Annotated in this window: 14 protein-coding genes; all 14 read right to left on the minus strand. The window is 57.5% G+C overall.

The window, feature by feature from the left end:
- Positions 1-2: 2 nt before the first annotated feature.
- Positions 3-431, minus strand: a complete 429-nt coding sequence (gene rplV / locus IGS75_RS02370) for a 50S ribosomal protein L22 (protein WP_011251961.1) — start codon at positions 429-431, stop codon at positions 3-5.
- 2 nt (positions 432-433) lie between these two features.
- Complete coding sequence (gene rpsS, locus IGS75_RS02375; RefSeq protein ID WP_011251962.1) at positions 434-712, minus strand: 30S ribosomal protein S19; 279 nt, start codon at positions 710-712, stop codon at positions 434-436.
- A gap of 16 nt (positions 713-728) precedes the next feature.
- The gene (gene rplB / locus IGS75_RS02380; RefSeq protein WP_141351579.1) at positions 729-1,559 is read right to left on the minus strand and encodes a 50S ribosomal protein L2; all 831 of its coding nucleotides are present in this window, start codon (positions 1,557-1,559) and stop codon (positions 729-731) included.
- Between the two features lie 16 nt (positions 1,560-1,575).
- Positions 1,576-1,872 (minus strand): 50S ribosomal protein L23, encoded by a 297-nt coding sequence (locus IGS75_RS02385; RefSeq protein WP_174787554.1) that lies wholly within the window; start codon positions 1,870-1,872, stop codon positions 1,576-1,578.
- 41 nt (positions 1,873-1,913) lie between these two features.
- The gene (gene rplD / locus IGS75_RS02390; protein ID WP_011251965.1) at positions 1,914-2,528 is read right to left on the minus strand and encodes a 50S ribosomal protein L4; all 615 of its coding nucleotides are present in this window, start codon (positions 2,526-2,528) and stop codon (positions 1,914-1,916) included.
- Positions 2,529-2,539: 11 nt separating this feature from the next.
- Positions 2,540-3,223, minus strand: a complete 684-nt coding sequence (gene rplC, locus IGS75_RS02395; RefSeq protein ID WP_041110841.1) for a 50S ribosomal protein L3 — start codon at positions 3,221-3,223, stop codon at positions 2,540-2,542.
- 10 nt (positions 3,224-3,233) lie between these two features.
- Positions 3,234-3,542 (minus strand): 30S ribosomal protein S10, encoded by a 309-nt coding sequence (rpsJ, locus tag IGS75_RS02400; RefSeq protein ID WP_007282720.1) that lies wholly within the window; start codon positions 3,540-3,542, stop codon positions 3,234-3,236.
- Positions 3,543-3,661: 119 nt separating this feature from the next.
- Positions 3,662-4,852: an elongation factor Tu gene (gene tuf / locus IGS75_RS02405; protein ID WP_141351583.1), complete on the minus strand. Its 1,191-nt coding sequence runs from the start codon at positions 4,850-4,852 to the stop codon at positions 3,662-3,664.
- A 115-nt stretch (positions 4,853-4,967) separates the two neighbouring features.
- A complete protein-coding gene (gene rpsG / locus IGS75_RS02410) occupies positions 4,968-5,444 on the minus strand; it encodes a 30S ribosomal protein S7 (RefSeq protein WP_202257477.1) in 477 nt (158 codons plus the stop codon).
- Between the two features lie 12 nt (positions 5,445-5,456).
- Positions 5,457-5,828, minus strand: coding sequence for a 30S ribosomal protein S12 (rpsL, locus tag IGS75_RS02415; RefSeq protein WP_011251969.1), 372 nt, complete (start codon positions 5,826-5,828; stop codon positions 5,457-5,459).
- A gap of 376 nt (positions 5,829-6,204) precedes the next feature.
- Positions 6,205-10,524, minus strand: coding sequence for a DNA-directed RNA polymerase subunit beta' (gene rpoC, locus IGS75_RS02420; RefSeq protein ID WP_141351586.1), 4,320 nt, complete (start codon positions 10,522-10,524; stop codon positions 6,205-6,207).
- A gap of 81 nt (positions 10,525-10,605) precedes the next feature.
- Positions 10,606-14,778: a DNA-directed RNA polymerase subunit beta gene (rpoB, locus tag IGS75_RS02425; protein ID WP_202257478.1), complete on the minus strand. Its 4,173-nt coding sequence runs from the start codon at positions 14,776-14,778 to the stop codon at positions 10,606-10,608.
- Positions 14,779-15,018: 240 nt separating this feature from the next.
- On the minus strand, positions 15,019-15,393 hold the full coding sequence (gene rplL, locus IGS75_RS02430; RefSeq protein WP_141351590.1) for a 50S ribosomal protein L7/L12: 375 nt from the start codon (positions 15,391-15,393) through the stop codon (positions 15,019-15,021).
- A gap of 68 nt (positions 15,394-15,461) precedes the next feature.
- Positions 15,462-15,986: a 50S ribosomal protein L10 gene (gene rplJ / locus IGS75_RS02435; RefSeq protein WP_141351592.1), complete on the minus strand. Its 525-nt coding sequence runs from the start codon at positions 15,984-15,986 to the stop codon at positions 15,462-15,464.
- Between the last annotated feature and the right edge of the window lie 166 nt (positions 15,987-16,152).

The following is a 16,152-nucleotide window of genomic DNA, read 5'->3' on the forward strand; positions in this document are numbered from 1 at the left end:
GATCAGGCTGCCTTCTGCTCTTTGTTGGTTCCGCGAGACGGCTTCGTCTCTTCCGGTGCTTCTGCACGCTCGGCAACAACAATCTTCAGGTGGCTGAAGAACTTCTCGACGCGAGCTGAACGGCCACGGCCACGGGCGTGGAAACGCTTCATGACGATGGACTTGCCCACTTCTGCCGTCTTGACCACCAGCTGATCGACATCGAGCTGGTGGTTATTCTCAGCGTTGGCCACAGCGCTCTCAAGAGTCTTCTTGACCTGCTGCGCGATACGACGACGCGAGAAGGTCAGAGCGGCGATAGCCTTGTCAGCCGGCTGGTTGCGGATCATTGCGGCGACCAGGTTCAGCTTACGCGGGCTGACGCGGATATTGCGGGCAACTGCCTGCGCTTCCGTATCAGCGAGCGTGCGGATGTGCTTCGGCTTGCTCATTTTCAGCCCCGCTTCGACTTCTTGTCAGAGCCATGACCGGTGTAGGTCCGCGTAGGTGAAAACTCACCAAACTTGTGACCGACCATGTTCTCCGTGACCTGCACTGGCAGGAACTTGTGACCATTATAGACGCCGAACGTAAGTCCAACGAACTGCGGAAGGATCGTCGAACGACGCGACCAGATTTTGATCACTTCATTACGACCAGAAGCGCGGGACGCTTCAGCCTTACCGAACAGATACCCGTCAACGAACGGGCCCTTCCAGACGGAACGTGCCATCTCTGTTTGCCCCCTCTTACTTGCCGGACTTACGGCGACGGATGATCAAACTATCCGTCTTTTTGTTAACACGCGTCTTGTAACCCTTGGTCGGAACACCCCACGGGGTAACCGGATGGCGGCCACCAGAGGTACGACCTTCACCACCACCATGCGGATGGTCGACCGGGTTCATGACAACGCCACGGTTGTGCGGACGACGCCCAAGCCAGCGGGAACGACCGGCCTTGCCCATGTGCTGGTTCATGTTGTCCGGGTTGGACACCGCACCAACAGTTGCCATACATTCACCGCGAACAAGACGCAGCTCACCAGACTGCAGCTTGATCTGAGCGTAACCGGCGTCTTTGCCAACCAGCTGGGCATAGGTGCCCGCGGAGCGTGCCAGCTTGCCACCAGCGCCCTGCTTCAGCTCGATGTTATGCACGATCGTTCCGACCGGCATTGCACCCAGCGGCATGGCGTTGCCGGGCTTGACGTCGGTGTGAGCGCCGGAGATGACGCGATCGCCAACCTTCACGCGCTGCGGAGCAAGAATGTAGGCGAGTTCGCCATCTTCATACTTGATCAGCGCGATAAACGCCGTGCGGTTCGGGTCGTATTCGAGACGCTCGACCGTTGCGGCCACATCGAACTTGCGACGCTTGAAGTCAACATAACGATAGGACTGCTTGTGCCCGCCGCCACGGAAACGAACCGTGGTACGACCATGATTGTTACGGCCGCCAGACTTATTCTTGCCTTCCGTAAGCTGCTTGACCGGCTTGCCCTTGAAGAGTTCGCTGCGATCAATCAGCACGGTGCCGCGTGTGCTTGGCGTCGTGGGATTAAAGTGCTTGAGTGCCATGGTATCCTACCCCGCGTCAGCCCAGCTTGGCTGTAAGGTCAATGGATTGACCTTCAGCAAGCTGTACATACGCCTTCTTGATGTCCGAGCGACGGCCGGGACGACCCTTGACGCGCTTGACCTTACCCTTCTGGACCAGCGTGTTCACGCCGGCAACCTTTACATTGAAGAGCTTTTCAACCGCAGCCTTGATCTGAGGCTTCGTCGCACCGAGAGCGACCTTGAACACCACCTGGTTACGCTCGGAAAGAAGCGTCGCCTTTTCGGTGATCAGCGGTGCACGGACCACGTCGTACAGGGCTTCCTGCGACATGTTCTGTGCCGTCTTGTGTGCGTTCATGACGGTATTGGTGGTCATGCCAGACGCTCCTTAAGACCCTCAAGACCTGCGCGGGTGATGACCAGCACGTCGTGGTTGAGGATGTCATAGACGTTTGCACCAATGGTCGGCAGAACGTCGATCTTAGGCAGATTAGCGATTGCGCGAGCGAACTGCTCATCAACAGCGCCATCAACGATCAGCGCGGACGTCCAACCCAGGGCCTTGATCTTCGCTGCGGCTTCACGGGTCTTGGTGACACCGTTGGCTGCATCGAGAACGATCAGCTTGCCCTCGGCTGCCTTCTGCGACAGGGCACAGATCAGGCCAAGACGACGGACCTTCTTGGGAAGATCATAGCCGTGGTCGCGAACGACCGGGCCATGGACAACACCGCCCGTACGGAACTGCGGCGCACGCAGGGAGCCCTGACGGGCAGAACCCGTGCCCTTCTGGCGATAAGGCTTCTTGGTCGTGCCAGAAATCTCACCCATGCCCTTCGTACGGTGCGTACCGGCGCGGCGCTTTGCGAGCTGCCAGTGCACAACACGTGCCATGATGTCAGAGCGCGGAGTGACCGCGAAAATCTCTTCCGGAAGCGCGACAGAGCCTGCGCTACCGTTATCGAGGGTCTTGATATCGTATTCCATGCCCCTCGTCCTCAACCGGCGGCCGCCACTGTTGCTGCCGGGTACGGCGCATCAGCATGGCGAGCCTTCTTGATTGCATCGCGAATCAGCACAAGGCCGTTCTTCGCACCAGGAATTGCACCCCTGACCATGATCAGGTTGCGCTCTTCATCCACGGCAGCGATCTCAAGGTTCAGCGTGGTAACACGCTCGTCACCCATGTGACCTGCCATCTTCTTTCCCTTGAAGACCTTGCCAGGATCCTGGCGCTGGCCCGTAGAACCATGGGAACGGTGGCTGATGGAGACGCCGTGGGACGCTTCAAGACCTGCGAAGTTATGACGCTTCATAACACCCGCAAAACCCTTGCCCTTGCTCTGGCCCGTGACGTCAACTTTCTGCCCCACAACGAAGTGAGCAGCGGACAGCTTGGTTCCAGCTTCCAGCAGGGCGTCTTCAGAGACGCGGAACTCTGCCAGATGCTTCTTTGGCTCGACCTTGGTCCGGGCGAAATGGCCACGGTTCGCCTTGGTGACATTCTTCACCTTGGCATTACCAAGTCCGAGCTGAATGGCGGTATAGCCATCACGCTCGTTCGTGCGGGCATCCACAACCTCGACATTGTCAAGGTGAAGGACCGTCACAGGCACATGCGTGCCATCTTCCTTAAACAGCCGGGTCATTCCCAGCTTCTTTGCAATCAATCCGGTTCGCATCGTCTGGACCTTAGAGTTTGATCTCGACGTCCACGCCAGCGGCGAGGTCGAGCTTCATGAGGGCGTCCACGGTCTGCGGGGTCGGCTCGACGATGTCGAGCAGCCGGCGGTGAGTCCGAATTTCGAACTGTTCGCGGCTTTTCTTATCCACGTGTGGCGAGCGGTTCACCGTGAACCGTTCGATATGCGTCGGCAGCGGGATCGGACCCCGAACCCGCGCACCCGTACGCTTCGCCGTGTTTACGATTTCCTTCGTGCTGTTGTCGAGCACGCGATGATCGTACGCCTTAAGGCGAATGCGGATGTTCTGGTTGTCCATGTTCTTAATCGTCCAACTCAAAAATTCGGGTGTCGTCCTACTACCATTGCCCCTGAAAGGGAACCCCGGCCAGATAAAATCTGACCGGGGCTGTCAAAGCCAACGGCTAAACGCAGGACTTAGGCGGTGATGGCGGAAACCACACCTGCACCCACGGTACGGCCACCTTCGCGAATAGCGAAGCGCAGGCCTTCGTCCATGGCGATCGGAGCAATCAGCTCGACGTCCATAGCGATGTTATCACCCGGCATGACCATTTCCGTACCTTCCGGCAGGGTGACAACACCCGTGACGTCTGTCGTACGGAAATAGAACTGCGGACGATAGTTCGTGAAGAACGGCGTGTGACGACCGCCCTCTTCCTTCGTGAGGATATAAGCCTCAGCCTTGAAGTTTTTGTGCGGCGTAATGGAGCCGGGCTTTGCCAGAACCTGACCACGCTCGACTTCTTCACGCTTCGTACCACGGATCAGCGCACCAATGTTGTCGCCAGCCTCACCGCGATCAAGAAGCTTACGGAACATCTCAACGCCCGTGCAGGTCGTCTTAATGGTGTCCTTAAGACCAACAATCTCAACTTCGTCACCGACGTTGATCACGCCGCGCTCAACACGCCCCGTGACCACCGTACCACGACCCGAGATCGAGAACACGTCTTCGATCGGCATCAGGAACGGACGATCAACCGGACGCTCCGGCTGCGGGATGTAAGCGTCGACCTGCGTCATCAGCTCGAGAACGCGATCTTCACCAATTGCTGCGTCGCCATCTTCCAGCGTAACAAGGGCGGAACCCTTGACGATGGGGATATCGTCACCCGGGAACTGATAGGAAGACAGGAGCTCACGAACTTCCATCTCCACGAGCTCAAGCAGCTCCGGATCATCAACCTGGTCAACCTTGTTCAGGAACACAACCAGAGCCGGAACGCCGACCTGACGAGCAAGCAGGATATGCTCACGCGTCTGCGGCATCGGGCCATCAGCAGCGGAAACGACGAGAATCGCGCCGTCCATCTGTGCTGCACCCGTGATCATGTTCTTCACGTAGTCAGCATGACCCGGGCAGTCGACGTGAGCATAGTGACGGTTGGCCGTCTCATACTCAACGTGAGCCGTAGAAATGGTAATGCCACGAGCACGCTCTTCAGGAGCCTTGTCGATCTGATCGTAGGCGCTGAACGTTGCACCACCGGACTTTGCCAGCACCTTGGTGATTGCAGCAGTCAGCGAGGTCTTGCCGTGATCGACGTGACCGATGGTGCCGATGTTGCAGTGCGGCTTCGTCCGCTCGAATTTAGCCTTTGCCATCGTCTTTCTCCAAAACCCCGCCCCACCTGGAACGGGAGTAAGACTGAAAGTTCAAACCAGTCAGTGCACGATCCTGAGATCGACACACCGCCGGAAGCCCTTTAACCGGTTCTGATTACCAGCGATAGTGGCTGAATGCCTTGTTGGCTTCAGCCATGCGATGCGTGTCTTCGCGCTTCTTGACAGCGGAGCCACGGTTGTTGACCGCATCCATCAGTTCGTTAGACAGACGCTCCTGCATCGTGTTCTCGCCACGCTTGCGGGAGGCATCGATCAGCCAGCGGATCGCAAGAGCCTGACGGCGCTCGGCGCGGACCTCAACCGGAACCTGATAGGTTGCACCACCGACGCGACGCGAGCGGACTTCAACCGCAGGCTTCACGTTGTCCAGAGCCGAGTGGAACATGACCACCGGATCTGCAGTCGTGCCACCGCGACGGCGCATGACTTCGAGAGCACCGTAAACGATGCCCTCGGCAGTGGATTTTTTACCATCGTACATCAGCGCATTCATGAAGCGCGTAATAACGACGTCTCCGAACTTCGGATCGGGAAGGATCTCGCGCTTTACAGCGCGGTGACGGCGACTCATTCCAAATACCTCTTACTTCGGACGCTTCGCGCCATACAGCGAACGGCGCTGACGACGCTTGGCGAGACCCTGTGTATCAAGCACACCACGTAGGATGTGATAACGGACACCAGGAAGATCCTTCACGCGGCCACCACGGATCAGAACAACACTGTGCTCCTGAAGGTTGTGGCCTTCACCCGGAATGTAGCTCACGACCTCATACCCGTTGGTCAGACGCACCTTGGCGACCTTACGCAGAGCGGAGTTCGGCTTCTTCGGCGTTACGGTATACACACGCGTGCAAACGCCGCGCTTCTGCGGGCAGCCCTGCAGTGCGGGGACCTTGTTCCGCTTTGCGGCCGGCTCACGGCCGTTCGCGATCAACTGGTTGATGGTCGGCATGCGCCCTTCCCAATCCTTGTCCTATTTCAGACAGCAACATTACTGTTTCTGTCGTGACATTTGTTCCAACCGACATGCGGTAGGACCGCCTGCCATTTCCACATCGTGAAAAAGAAACAGCGTAAACTGCTCCCTTCTCTCTTTAGCGTGCGGCCTTGGCATTTCCTCCTAAAGAGGATAGCGGCACCGCATGCGATTCTTTAAACTTCGACGGCTTTTTCAGCCTTCCAAGAAGGCAGGAGCCGAGGGCGCGGAACCTACGAAGGGTTCGACGCTAAGTCAAGTGGTTCAGCCGAAATGACCCGATTCTGCAAAGAAAGTTTCCGGAATCGGGCGGCTCGAATCCCCGCTTCATTCAAAAGCGGGGATTCCTTTCTCATTCCGCTGCGTCTTCGACGGCCTTCGGAGACGCTCCACCAACACGCTGACGGTCCTGACTGGCAGCAATGCTCCGGAGACGGTTCATCACACTGCCGGTTCCTGCCGGGATCAAACGTCCGACAATCACGTTCTCCTTAAGACCATTGAGCGTATCCACCTTACCTGACGTTGCCGCATCCGTAAGGACACGCGTTGTCTCCTGGAAGGAGGCCGCCGAGATGAAGGACTGCGTCTGCAGGGACGCCTTGGTGATACCTTGCAGAACCGGCATAGCCTTTGCCGGCGTATCCCCGTTCTCCATGAGACGCTGGTTTTCACCCTCGTACTCGATACGGTCCACCGTCTCACCGATCAGGTAGGTTGAGTCACCCGGCTCAAGGATTTCCACCTTCTGCAGCATCTGGCGAACAATGACTTCGATGTGCTTGTCATTAATTTTCACGCCCTGCAGTCGATAGACATCCTGGATCTCGTTGACGAGATAGTCGGACAGCGCCTCGACGCCCATGACCTTGAGAATGTCATGCGGCACGCGCGGACCATCGACCAGCGGATCGCCCTTCTGGACAAAGTCGCCTTCCTGAACAGAAACGTGCTTGCCCTTCGGAATGAGATACTGGGTCTCTTCACCCGTCTCGTCGTTCTTGACGATGACGCAGCGCTTGGACTTGTAATCCTTCCCGAATTCGATACGGCCTTCGCCTTCGGCGATGATCGCATGATCCTTCGGACGACGTGCTTCAAACAGTTCTGCCACGCGCGGCAGACCACCTGTAATATCACGCGTCTTGGAGCCTTCACGAGGAATACGAGCCAGAACGTCACCGGCGTTGACCTCCGCTCCGTTCTCCACCGACAGAATACTGTCCGGAGAGAGGAAGTAACGGGCGTCATTGCCATTGGCCAGCTTGACCACGTTGCCGGAAGCATCCTTGAGCTGCAGGCGCGGACGCAGATCTACACCCTTTGCAGCCTGCTTGTAGTCAACAACGACCTTCGAGCTCAAGCCCGTGACTTCATCCATGCGCTCCACGAGCGTGATGCTATCGATCAGGTCGAGATACTCGACGGTACCAGCCTGCTCAGTGATGATCGGCAGGGTGTACGGGTCCCACTCGGCCATCTTTTGTGCCCGCGTCACCGCTTCGCCTTCCGAGACCATCAGACGCGCACCGTAAGGCACACGGTAGCGGGCACGTTCCACACCGTTTTCGTCGGTCAGCAGGATCTCGCAGTTACGCGACATCACGACCAGAACCTTCTGCGAGTTCTCAACGACGTTGCGGTTCTTGATCGTCACGATGCCATCGCGTGACGCTTCGACCATAGACTGCTCGGCACCACGCGTTGCCGCACCACCAATATGGAAGGTACGCATTGTCAGCTGGGTACCCGGCTCACCGATGGACTGGGCAGCGATAACGCCGACAGCCTCACCGATGTTAACCGGAGTACCTCGGGCCAGATCACGCCCATAGCAGTGACCGCAGATGCCGACACGACTATCACAAGTCAGGACAGAGCGGATATCGACACTTTCCACACCAGCCTTTTCGATGAGCTCGGCCTCGGCTTCCTCGATCAGCGTATTACGCGGCAGGATGACATCCTGCGTCACCGGATGGACCACATCCTTGGACAAGGTACGACCCAGAATACGCTCGGACAGAGAAGCAACGACTTCGCCGCTATCCATAACTGCACGGACTGTCAGACCACGTTCCGTACCGCAATCCGGCTCCACAATGATGCAGTCCTGAGCCACATCGACGAGACGACGCGTCAGATAACCCGAATTCGCGGTCTTCAGCGCCGTATCGGCGAGGCCCTTACGGGCACCATGGCTGGACGTAAAGTAATCAAGAACCGACAGACCTTCCTTGAAGTTCGCGATAATCGGCTGTTCGATGATCTCGCCCGAAGGCTTCACCATCAGACCGCGCATACCGGCGAGCTGCTTCATCTGGGCCGGCGACCCACGAGCACCGGAGTGGCTCATCATCCAGACCGAGTTCGTCGGCTTACCGATAACCTGCTTGGAGATCTCCTTGAGCATCGCAGCCTGAACTTCGTCCGTGCAGCGTGACCAGGCATCAACCACCTTGTTGTAGCGCTCGCCAGCCGTGATCAGACCATCCTGATACTGCTGCTCGAACTCCTTGACCTCTTCCGAAGTCTTGCCAACCAGAGTTGCCTTAGCTTCAGGAATGATCATGTCATCCTTGCCAAAGGAAATACCGGCGCGAGCCGCGTGACGGAAACCAAGCCCCATCAGGCGGTCACAGAAAATCACGGCTTCCTTCTGACCACAGTGACGATAGACCGTGTCAATCACGTCGGACACGTTCTTCTTCGTCAACTGCTTGTTGATCAGGCTAAAAGGAATGGCCTGGTGTTTCGGCAAAATCTGCGCAATCAACGCGCGACCCGGCGTCGTCACGATCGTCTGACGGACCGACTTGCCGTCTGCATCGATCGTCTGCAGACGCAGACGGATCTTGTCATGCAGCTTCAACGAATCCGAAAGCATAGCGCTCTCGATTTCAGCAACATCCGAGTAAGCCGGCGGAGCTGCCGTGACGATCTTACCATCCTTGATGACAGCTTCGTCAGGTGCCTCGCGATATTCCGGCACTTCGAGGCTCAGATAATACAGACCCAGAACAATATCCTGAGACGGCACGATGATCGGCTTACCGTTCGCCGGGCTGAGGATGTTGTTCGTGGACATCATCAACACGCGGGCTTCGAGCTGAGCTTCAAGCGACAGCGGCACGTGAACGGCCATCTGGTCACCATCGAAGTCGGCGTTGAACGCGGTGCAGACCAGCGGATGAAGCTGAATGGCCTTGCCTTCGATCAGCGTCGGCTCAAACGCCTGAATACCGAGACGGTGGAGCGTCGGCGCACGGTTCAGCATGACCGGATGCTCGCGGATCACCTCTTCGAGGATATCCCAGACTTCCGGACGCTCTTTCTCCACCATACGCTTTGCAGCCTTAATGGTGGTGGCGTGACCATACTTCTCGAGCTTCGAATAGATGAACGGCTTGAACAGCTCCAGCGCCATCTTCTTCGGAAGGCCACACTGATGCAGCTTCAGTTCCGGACCGACCACGATCACCGAACGGCCAGAATAGTCGACGCGCTTTCCGAGCAGGTTCTGACGGAAACGTCCCTGCTTGCCCTTCAGCATGTCGGACAGCGACTTCAACGGACGCTTGTTGGCACCCGTGATGGCGCGGCCACGACGGCCGTTATCGAACAGTGCGTCAACAGCTTCCTGCAGCATGCGCTTTTCATTGCGAACAATGATGTCCGGCGCACGCAACTCGATCAGCCGCTTGAGACGGTTGTTACGGTTGATGACACGACGATACAGGTCGTTCAGATCGGACGTCGCGAAACGACCGCCATCCAGTGGCACCAGCGGACGCAGCTCCGGCGGGATGACCGGAACGATGTCCATGATCATCCAGTCCGGACGCGAACCGCTTTCCACGAAGGCTTCAACCAACTTCAGACGCTTGACGAGCTTCTTGCGCGCAGCTTCCGAAGTGGCTTTGCGCAGCTTCTTGCGCATCATGGTCTTTTCGGAATCGCCCTCCATGACGTCAGCATCATAGTCGAACGGATCCGGCAGGCCCTTTTCCTTTGCTGCAAGGCTCAGGTCGCGTTCCTGGTCGTTCGGAATACCCCAGTCATAGCTGGACAGAGCACGCTTGATGGCTTCCGCACCGATTCCAACATCGATACCCGCGTCGGGATATTCATCAAGCAAGTCTTCGCAGCGGATTTCATCCAGCAGGTACTGATCGCGCTTCTTGCCGTTCTTGTACGAGTCGATCTGATCGGATTCACAGACACCCTTGTCGAGCACCAGGAACTTCTCGAAATATAGAACCGGCTCTACGTCCTTGAGCGGCAAATCCAGCATCGTGGCGATGCGGCTCGGCAGGGACTTCAGGAACCAGATATGTGCAACAGGGGAAGCCAGTTCGATATGGCCCATGCGCTCACGGCGCACCTTCGCCAGCGTGACTTCCACACCGCATTTTTCGCAAACAATACCACGGAACTTCATCCGCTTGTACTTGCCGCAAAGGCACTCGTAATCCTTGATCGGACCAAAGATACGAGCACAGAACAGACCGTCACGCTCAGGTTTGAACGTCCGGTAGTTGATGGTCTCCGGCTTCTTGATTTCGCCGTAAGACCATGACCGCACCTGCTCGCTGGAGGCAAGCTGGATCTTGATCTGGTCGAAGGTCACCGACTGGCCGGTCTGACCCAGGATCTTCATGAGTTCGTTCATGCGCCGAAACCCCAATGTGTACCGCGGCGTACCGCGGACACCTTAAAAATGAACCGTGACGAGTAAGGAGGGAGCAGGCAATTAAAGCCCGCTCTGCTCGAGTTCGACGTTCAGGCCGAGCGACTTCAGTTCCTTGATCAGAACATTGAAGCTCTCCGGAATGCCGGCTTCGAAATCATCCTGCTCGCGAACGATTGCCTCGTAGACCTTGGTACGGCCGGACACGTCATCCGACTTTACCGTCAGCATTTCCTGCAGCGTATAGGCTGCACCGTATGCCTCAAGCGCCCACACTTCCATTTCACCAAAGCGCTGGCCACCGAACTGCGCCTTACCACCCAGCGGCTGCTGCGTGACTAGCGAGTAAGGACCAATCGAACGGGCATGAATCTTGTCGTCGACAAGGTGATGCAGCTTCAGCATGTAGATGTAGCCAACCGTCGTCTGGCGCTCGAACACCTCACCTGTACGACCGTCGATCAGCTGCGACTGGCCCGACTTGTTGACGCCAGCCTTCTCGAGCATCTCTTCGATATCCGGGATGGAGGCACCGTCGAACACCGGCGTTGCGATCGGCAATCCCTTGCGAAGGTTGTTCGCAAGCTCGATCAGTTGTTCGTTCGGCAGGGTCGCCACATCTTCGTTGAAGACAACATCGCCATAGACTTCATGAAGGCGATCCAGCAATTCCTGCTTGCGCTCACCGGTCCGCTGATACTCGTCCACCATATCGCCGATGCTTGCGCCGATATTGGCACAGGCCCAGCCCAGATGAGTCTCAAGAATCTGACCGATGTTCATGCGCGACGGCACACCCAGCGGATTCAACACGATGTCGACAGCCTGACCATTTTCAAGGAACGGCATGTCCTCGACAGGAACGACGCGGGAAACCACACCCTTGTTACCGTGACGGCCAGCCATCTTGTCACCCGGCTGAAGCTTACGCTTCACGGCAACGAAGACCTTGACCATTTTCATCACGCCAGGCGGCAGTTCATCACCGCGCTGCAGCTTCTCGACCTTGCTGTCGAAACGCGCATCGATCCGGCGGGTCGCTTCCTTGAACTCACCGCGCAGCTTTTCAAGCTCCGCCATGACTTCGTCGGACGTGACCGTGATGCTTGCCCAGGTTGCGCGATGATGCTCGTCCAGAACCTCTTCCGTGATCGGCGTGCCGGAGCGGATGCCCTTGAAGCCGGCACCGGCCGTCTGGCCAACCAGACGCTCACGAAGGCGGTTGTAGAAGCTGCGCTCCTGGATGCCACGCTCGTCATCACGGTCCTTGGTGAGACGCTCGATTTCGGCGCGCTCGATGGCCATGGCACGCTCGTCCTTGTCCACGCCGCGGCGGGAGAAAACGCGAACGTCGACGATCGTACCCGTTGTACCGGGCGGCAGCTTCAGGGACGTGTCACGGACATCGGATGCCTTTTCACCGAAGATGGCGCGCAGAAGCTTCTCTTCTGGCGTCATCGGGCTTTCACCCTTCGGCGTCACCTTGCCAACGAGAATATCCCCCGGATTCACCTCGGCACCGACATAGACGATACCGGCTTCGTCGAGGTTACGCAGGGCTTCCTCACCGACATTCGGAATGTCGCGCGTGATTTCTTCCTGACCCAGCTTCGTATCACGGGCCATGACTTCGAACTCTTCGATATGGATCGAAGTGAACACGTCATCACGGGCAATACGCTCGGAGATCAAAATGGAATCTTCAAAGTTGTAACCGTTCCAGGGCATGAACGCGACGAGCACGTTACGACCCAGAGCCAGTTCACCCAGCTCGGTGGACGGACCGTCGGCGATGATGTCACCGGCATGAACCGTGTCACCGACCTTCACTAGCGGACGCTGGTTGATGCAGGTGGACTGGTTGGAGCGCATATACTTGCGCAGACGATAGATATCCACGCCCTGCGTGGCACCGGCCTCGTCCGTCGCACGAACCACGATACGGGCACCATCGATCTGGTCGATGACACCACTGCGTTTGGCAACGATAGTCGCACCGGAATCATGCGCAACAGCGGCTTCCATGCCGGTACCAACCAGCGGGGCATCAGCCTTCACCAGTGGCACAGCCTGACGCTGCATGTTCGCCCCCATCAGGGCGCGGTTGGCGTCATCGTTCTCAAGGAACGGAATGAGCGCGGCAGCGACAGACACGAGCTGCTTCGGCGAAACGTCACAGGCCGTGACCTGTTCCGGCGGAACAACACGGAAGTCACCGGAACGACGGACGGAAACAAGTTCATCCGTCAGGCGGCCCTGATCATCCTGCTTGGCATCAGCCTGGGCAACGACAAGCTTCTCTTCTTCCATGGCAGAAAGATATTTCCAGCCATCTTGAAGAACGCCCTCTTCTACCAGACGATACGGCGTCTCGATGAAGCCATACTTATTCACCTTGGCATAGGTCGACAGCGAGTTGATCAGACCAATGTTCGGACCTTCCGGCGTCTCGATCGGGCAGATACGGCCGTAATGCGTCGGATGAACGTCACGGACTTCAAAGCCTGCACGTTCGCGCGTCAAACCACCCGGGCCAAGCGCCGAAAGACGACGCTTGTGCGTCACTTCGGAGAGCGGGTTGGTCTGGTCCATGAACTGGCTGAGCTGCGAAGATCCGAAGAACTCACGCACAGCAGCAGCAGCCGGCTTCGCGTTAATCAGATCATGCGGCATGACTGTGTCGATGTCGACGGAACCCATACGCTCACGGATGGCACGCTCCATGCGGAGCAGGCCAACGCGATACTGATTCTCCATCAGTTCGCCGACAGAGCGGACACGACGGTTACCAAGGTTGTCGATATCGTCGATCTGGCCGCGACCGTCCTTGAGTTCACACATAATCTTGATCGTGCGCAGGATATCTTCCTTACGCAGGACACGCAGGGTATCCGGCGCATCGACATCAAGACGCATATTCATCTTCACACGGCCGACCGCAGATAGATCGTAACGACCCTGGTCGAAGAAGAGACCATGGAACATGGCTTCCGCCGTTTCCTTGGTCGGCGGCTCACCCGGACGCATGATGCGATAGATATCGATCAGGGCTTCATCACGACAGCTGTTCTTGTCGGCAGCCAGCGTATTACGGATCCAAGGGCCATGTGAGCCATCAACAGACAACAGCGGAAGCTCTGTGATACCCATTTCCTCAAGCGCAGCGAGACGATCTTCCGTCAGCTCCTCACCCGCTTCGCCATAAATCTCACCCGTGTTCTCGTTGACGAGATCATAGGCCAGGAAACGACCGAGGATATCGAGGCGACCAACCTGCACGACACGGGTCTTCTCAGCGATCTTGCGAACCATGCGCGCAGTCAGCTTCGCATCGGCTTCGGCAACCACCTCACCCGTATCGGCATCAACCAGCGGGCTGAGCAGCTTCAAACCACGGAACGCATCGGGGTCGAACGGACGGGCCCATTCGCCACCCAAGCGAGTGAACGGAACCGTCCGATAGAAGTAGGACAGGATTTCATCCTGATCCATACCACGAACATCAAGACTGTCGACGTCGCCGCCTTCCGCAATTTTCTGGGCACGCTGAGCCAGATAATTAGCCCCTTCCAACGCATACAGAAGCGTCGTAACGGGCAGCTTGCGCTTGCGGTCAATACGGACATAGATCAAGTCCTTGGCATCGAATTCGAAATCGAGCCAGGAACCACGATACGGAATAACACGGGCAGCAAAGAGATATTTACCCGAAGAATGCGTCTTACCCTTATCGTGATCGAAGAACACGCCCGGGCTACGATGCATCTGCGAGACAATGACACGCTCGGTACCATTAATGATGAAGGTGCCGTTATCAGTCATGAGCGGCATGTCGCCCATGTAAACCGGCTGCTCCTTCATGTCGTGAATCGAGCGCGAGCCTGTATCCTCGTCAATATCCCACGTCGTCAGACGAAGAATGACCTTCAGCGGCGCTGCATAGGTCAGACCGCGCTGGATGCACTCTTCGACATCATATTTCGGATCTTCGAATTCGTAGGACATGAAGTCCAGACGACCGCGACCCGCAAAATCGTTGATCGGAAAAACCGAACGGAAGACTTCCTGCAACCCGGCATCCTGCCGACTGTCAGGGCTCACGTTCATCTGCAGGAATGCCTCATAGGAGGCGCGCTGCACGTCGATCAAATTGGGCATCGGCGCAATTTCGGGAATACGCCCGAAACTTTTGCGGATCCTTTTGCGTCCCGTGAACGATTTGGTGATCGCGTTCATCTCTTCTGCCCTCTGCACCAGACCTTCGAGTCGCCCGTAAACGGCACTGGGAAACTAACCCCAGCATTGCGGACGACCGGAACGACCGGCCATTATGAAATTTTCAGTACGTGGCGAGCCGCGCACTATACGCCCGTTTTGCTCCAACGGCAAATCGGGCGGGAACCGCATGCGATCCCCGCCCCATCTGTCTGCCAGGCAGAAGCCACTTCGCTAGCGAAGCAGCCTGAAGTCAGTAAATTACTTGACTTCGACCTTGGCGCCGGCGTCTTCAAGAGCCTTCTTGATCTTGGCGGCTTCGTCCTTAGACACGCCTTCCTTGACAGTCTTCGGCGCGCCTTCGACCAGGTCCTTGGCTTCCTTCAGACCCAGGCCCGTGATGCCACGGACTTCCTTAATCACGTTGATCTTCTTGTCGCCAGCGTCAGCCAGGACAACCGTGAATTCGGTCTGCTCTTCAGCAGGTGCAGCAGCAGCGCCACCGGCAGCAGCAGCAACTGCAACCGGAGCAGCAGCAGAAACGCCCCACTTCTCTTCGAGCATCTTGGAGAGTTCTGCAGCTTCCAGAACGGTCAGAGCGGACAGCTCTTCAACAATCTTTGCCAGATCGGCCATGGTTTTATCCTAAATTGATGTACTGTTGATCAGATTCAAGGCCTACGCCGCAGCGCGGACCCTCATTCTCAGGCGGCTTCTGCTTCGCCGGCCTTGGCATAGGCACCCAAGACGCGAGCAAGCTGGCCAGCCGGCGCCTGGACAACACCTGCGATACGCGTGGCCGGGGTATTGATCATACCCACCAGCTTTGCGCGCAGCTCGTCCAGCGACGGCAGCTCGGCAAGGGCCTTGATTCCGTCGACGCCAAGCGTCTGGGAACCGAGGGCGCCACCAAGCACCACCAGTTTGTCGTTCGTCTTGGCGAACTCGACGATCACCTTTGCCACCGATGCCGGGTCCTCGGACCACGCAAGCGCGGTCGGTCCCTTGAGCAGCGGCGCGATGCCGTCGAATTGGGTCCCATCCAGAGCGCGGCTGGCCAGCCGGTTCTTCGCAACCTTGTATGTCGCTCCTGCCGCACGAATGCGTCGACGCAGTTCCGTCACATCAGCAACCGTCAGACCCTTGTTCTGGGTGACGACAACCATGGACGTGCTGCCAAACACATCGGCGAGGAACTCAACAAAGGCCCGTTTTTCCGTACGGTCCAAAACCTGTCTCCTCGTCAGCCCGGCTCTCACCGGACCAGGTTACCCATGGAGCCACTTCTTTCGAAATAACTCCGCTCGCCTGTCCACAGAAGTGAGCGAACCCAGTACATCGCAGCAGAGCCACTTAATACCGCCGCCCCGTCTGACGCCCGCGATCCCGAAGGAT

The sequence above is a fragment of the Gluconobacter sphaericus genome, from assembly GCF_016757795.1.
Lineage (GTDB): Bacteria > Pseudomonadota > Alphaproteobacteria > Acetobacterales > Acetobacteraceae > Gluconobacter > Gluconobacter sphaericus.

Coding starts and splice junctions, on each gene's coding strand:
- rplV (WP_011251961.1), bottom strand. CDS start 431: ATGAGCAAGCCGAAGCACATCCGCACGCTCGCTGATACGGAAGCGCAG.
- rpoC (WP_141351586.1), bottom strand. CDS start 10,524: ATGAACGAACTCATGAAGATCCTGGGTCAGACCGGCCAGTCGGTGACC.
- rplC (WP_041110841.1), bottom strand. CDS start 3,223: ATGCGAACCGGATTGATTGCAAAGAAGCTGGGAATGACCCGGCTGTTT.
- rplL (WP_141351590.1), bottom strand. CDS start 15,393: ATGGCCGATCTGGCAAAGATTGTTGAAGAGCTGTCCGCTCTGACCGTT.
- rplB (WP_141351579.1), bottom strand. CDS start 1,559: ATGGCACTCAAGCACTTTAATCCCACGACGCCAAGCACACGCGGCACC.
- rpsJ (WP_007282720.1), bottom strand. CDS start 3,542: ATGGACAACCAGAACATCCGCATTCGCCTTAAGGCGTACGATCATCGC.
- rpsG (WP_202257477.1), bottom strand. CDS start 5,444: ATGAGTCGCCGTCACCGCGCTGTAAAGCGCGAGATCCTTCCCGATCCG.
- rpoB (WP_202257478.1), bottom strand. CDS start 14,778: ATGAACGCGATCACCAAATCGTTCACGGGACGCAAAAGGATCCGCAAA.
- rplD (WP_011251965.1), bottom strand. CDS start 2,528: ATGGAATACGATATCAAGACCCTCGATAACGGTAGCGCAGGCTCTGTC.
- IGS75_RS02385 (WP_174787554.1), bottom strand. CDS start 1,872: ATGTCGCAGGAAGCCCTGTACGACGTGGTCCGTGCACCGCTGATCACC.
- rpsS (WP_011251962.1), bottom strand. CDS start 712: ATGGCACGTTCCGTCTGGAAGGGCCCGTTCGTTGACGGGTATCTGTTC.
- rpsL (WP_011251969.1), bottom strand. CDS start 5,828: ATGCCGACCATCAACCAGTTGATCGCGAACGGCCGTGAGCCGGCCGCA.
- tuf (WP_141351583.1), bottom strand. CDS start 4,852: ATGGCAAAGGCTAAATTCGAGCGGACGAAGCCGCACTGCAACATCGGC.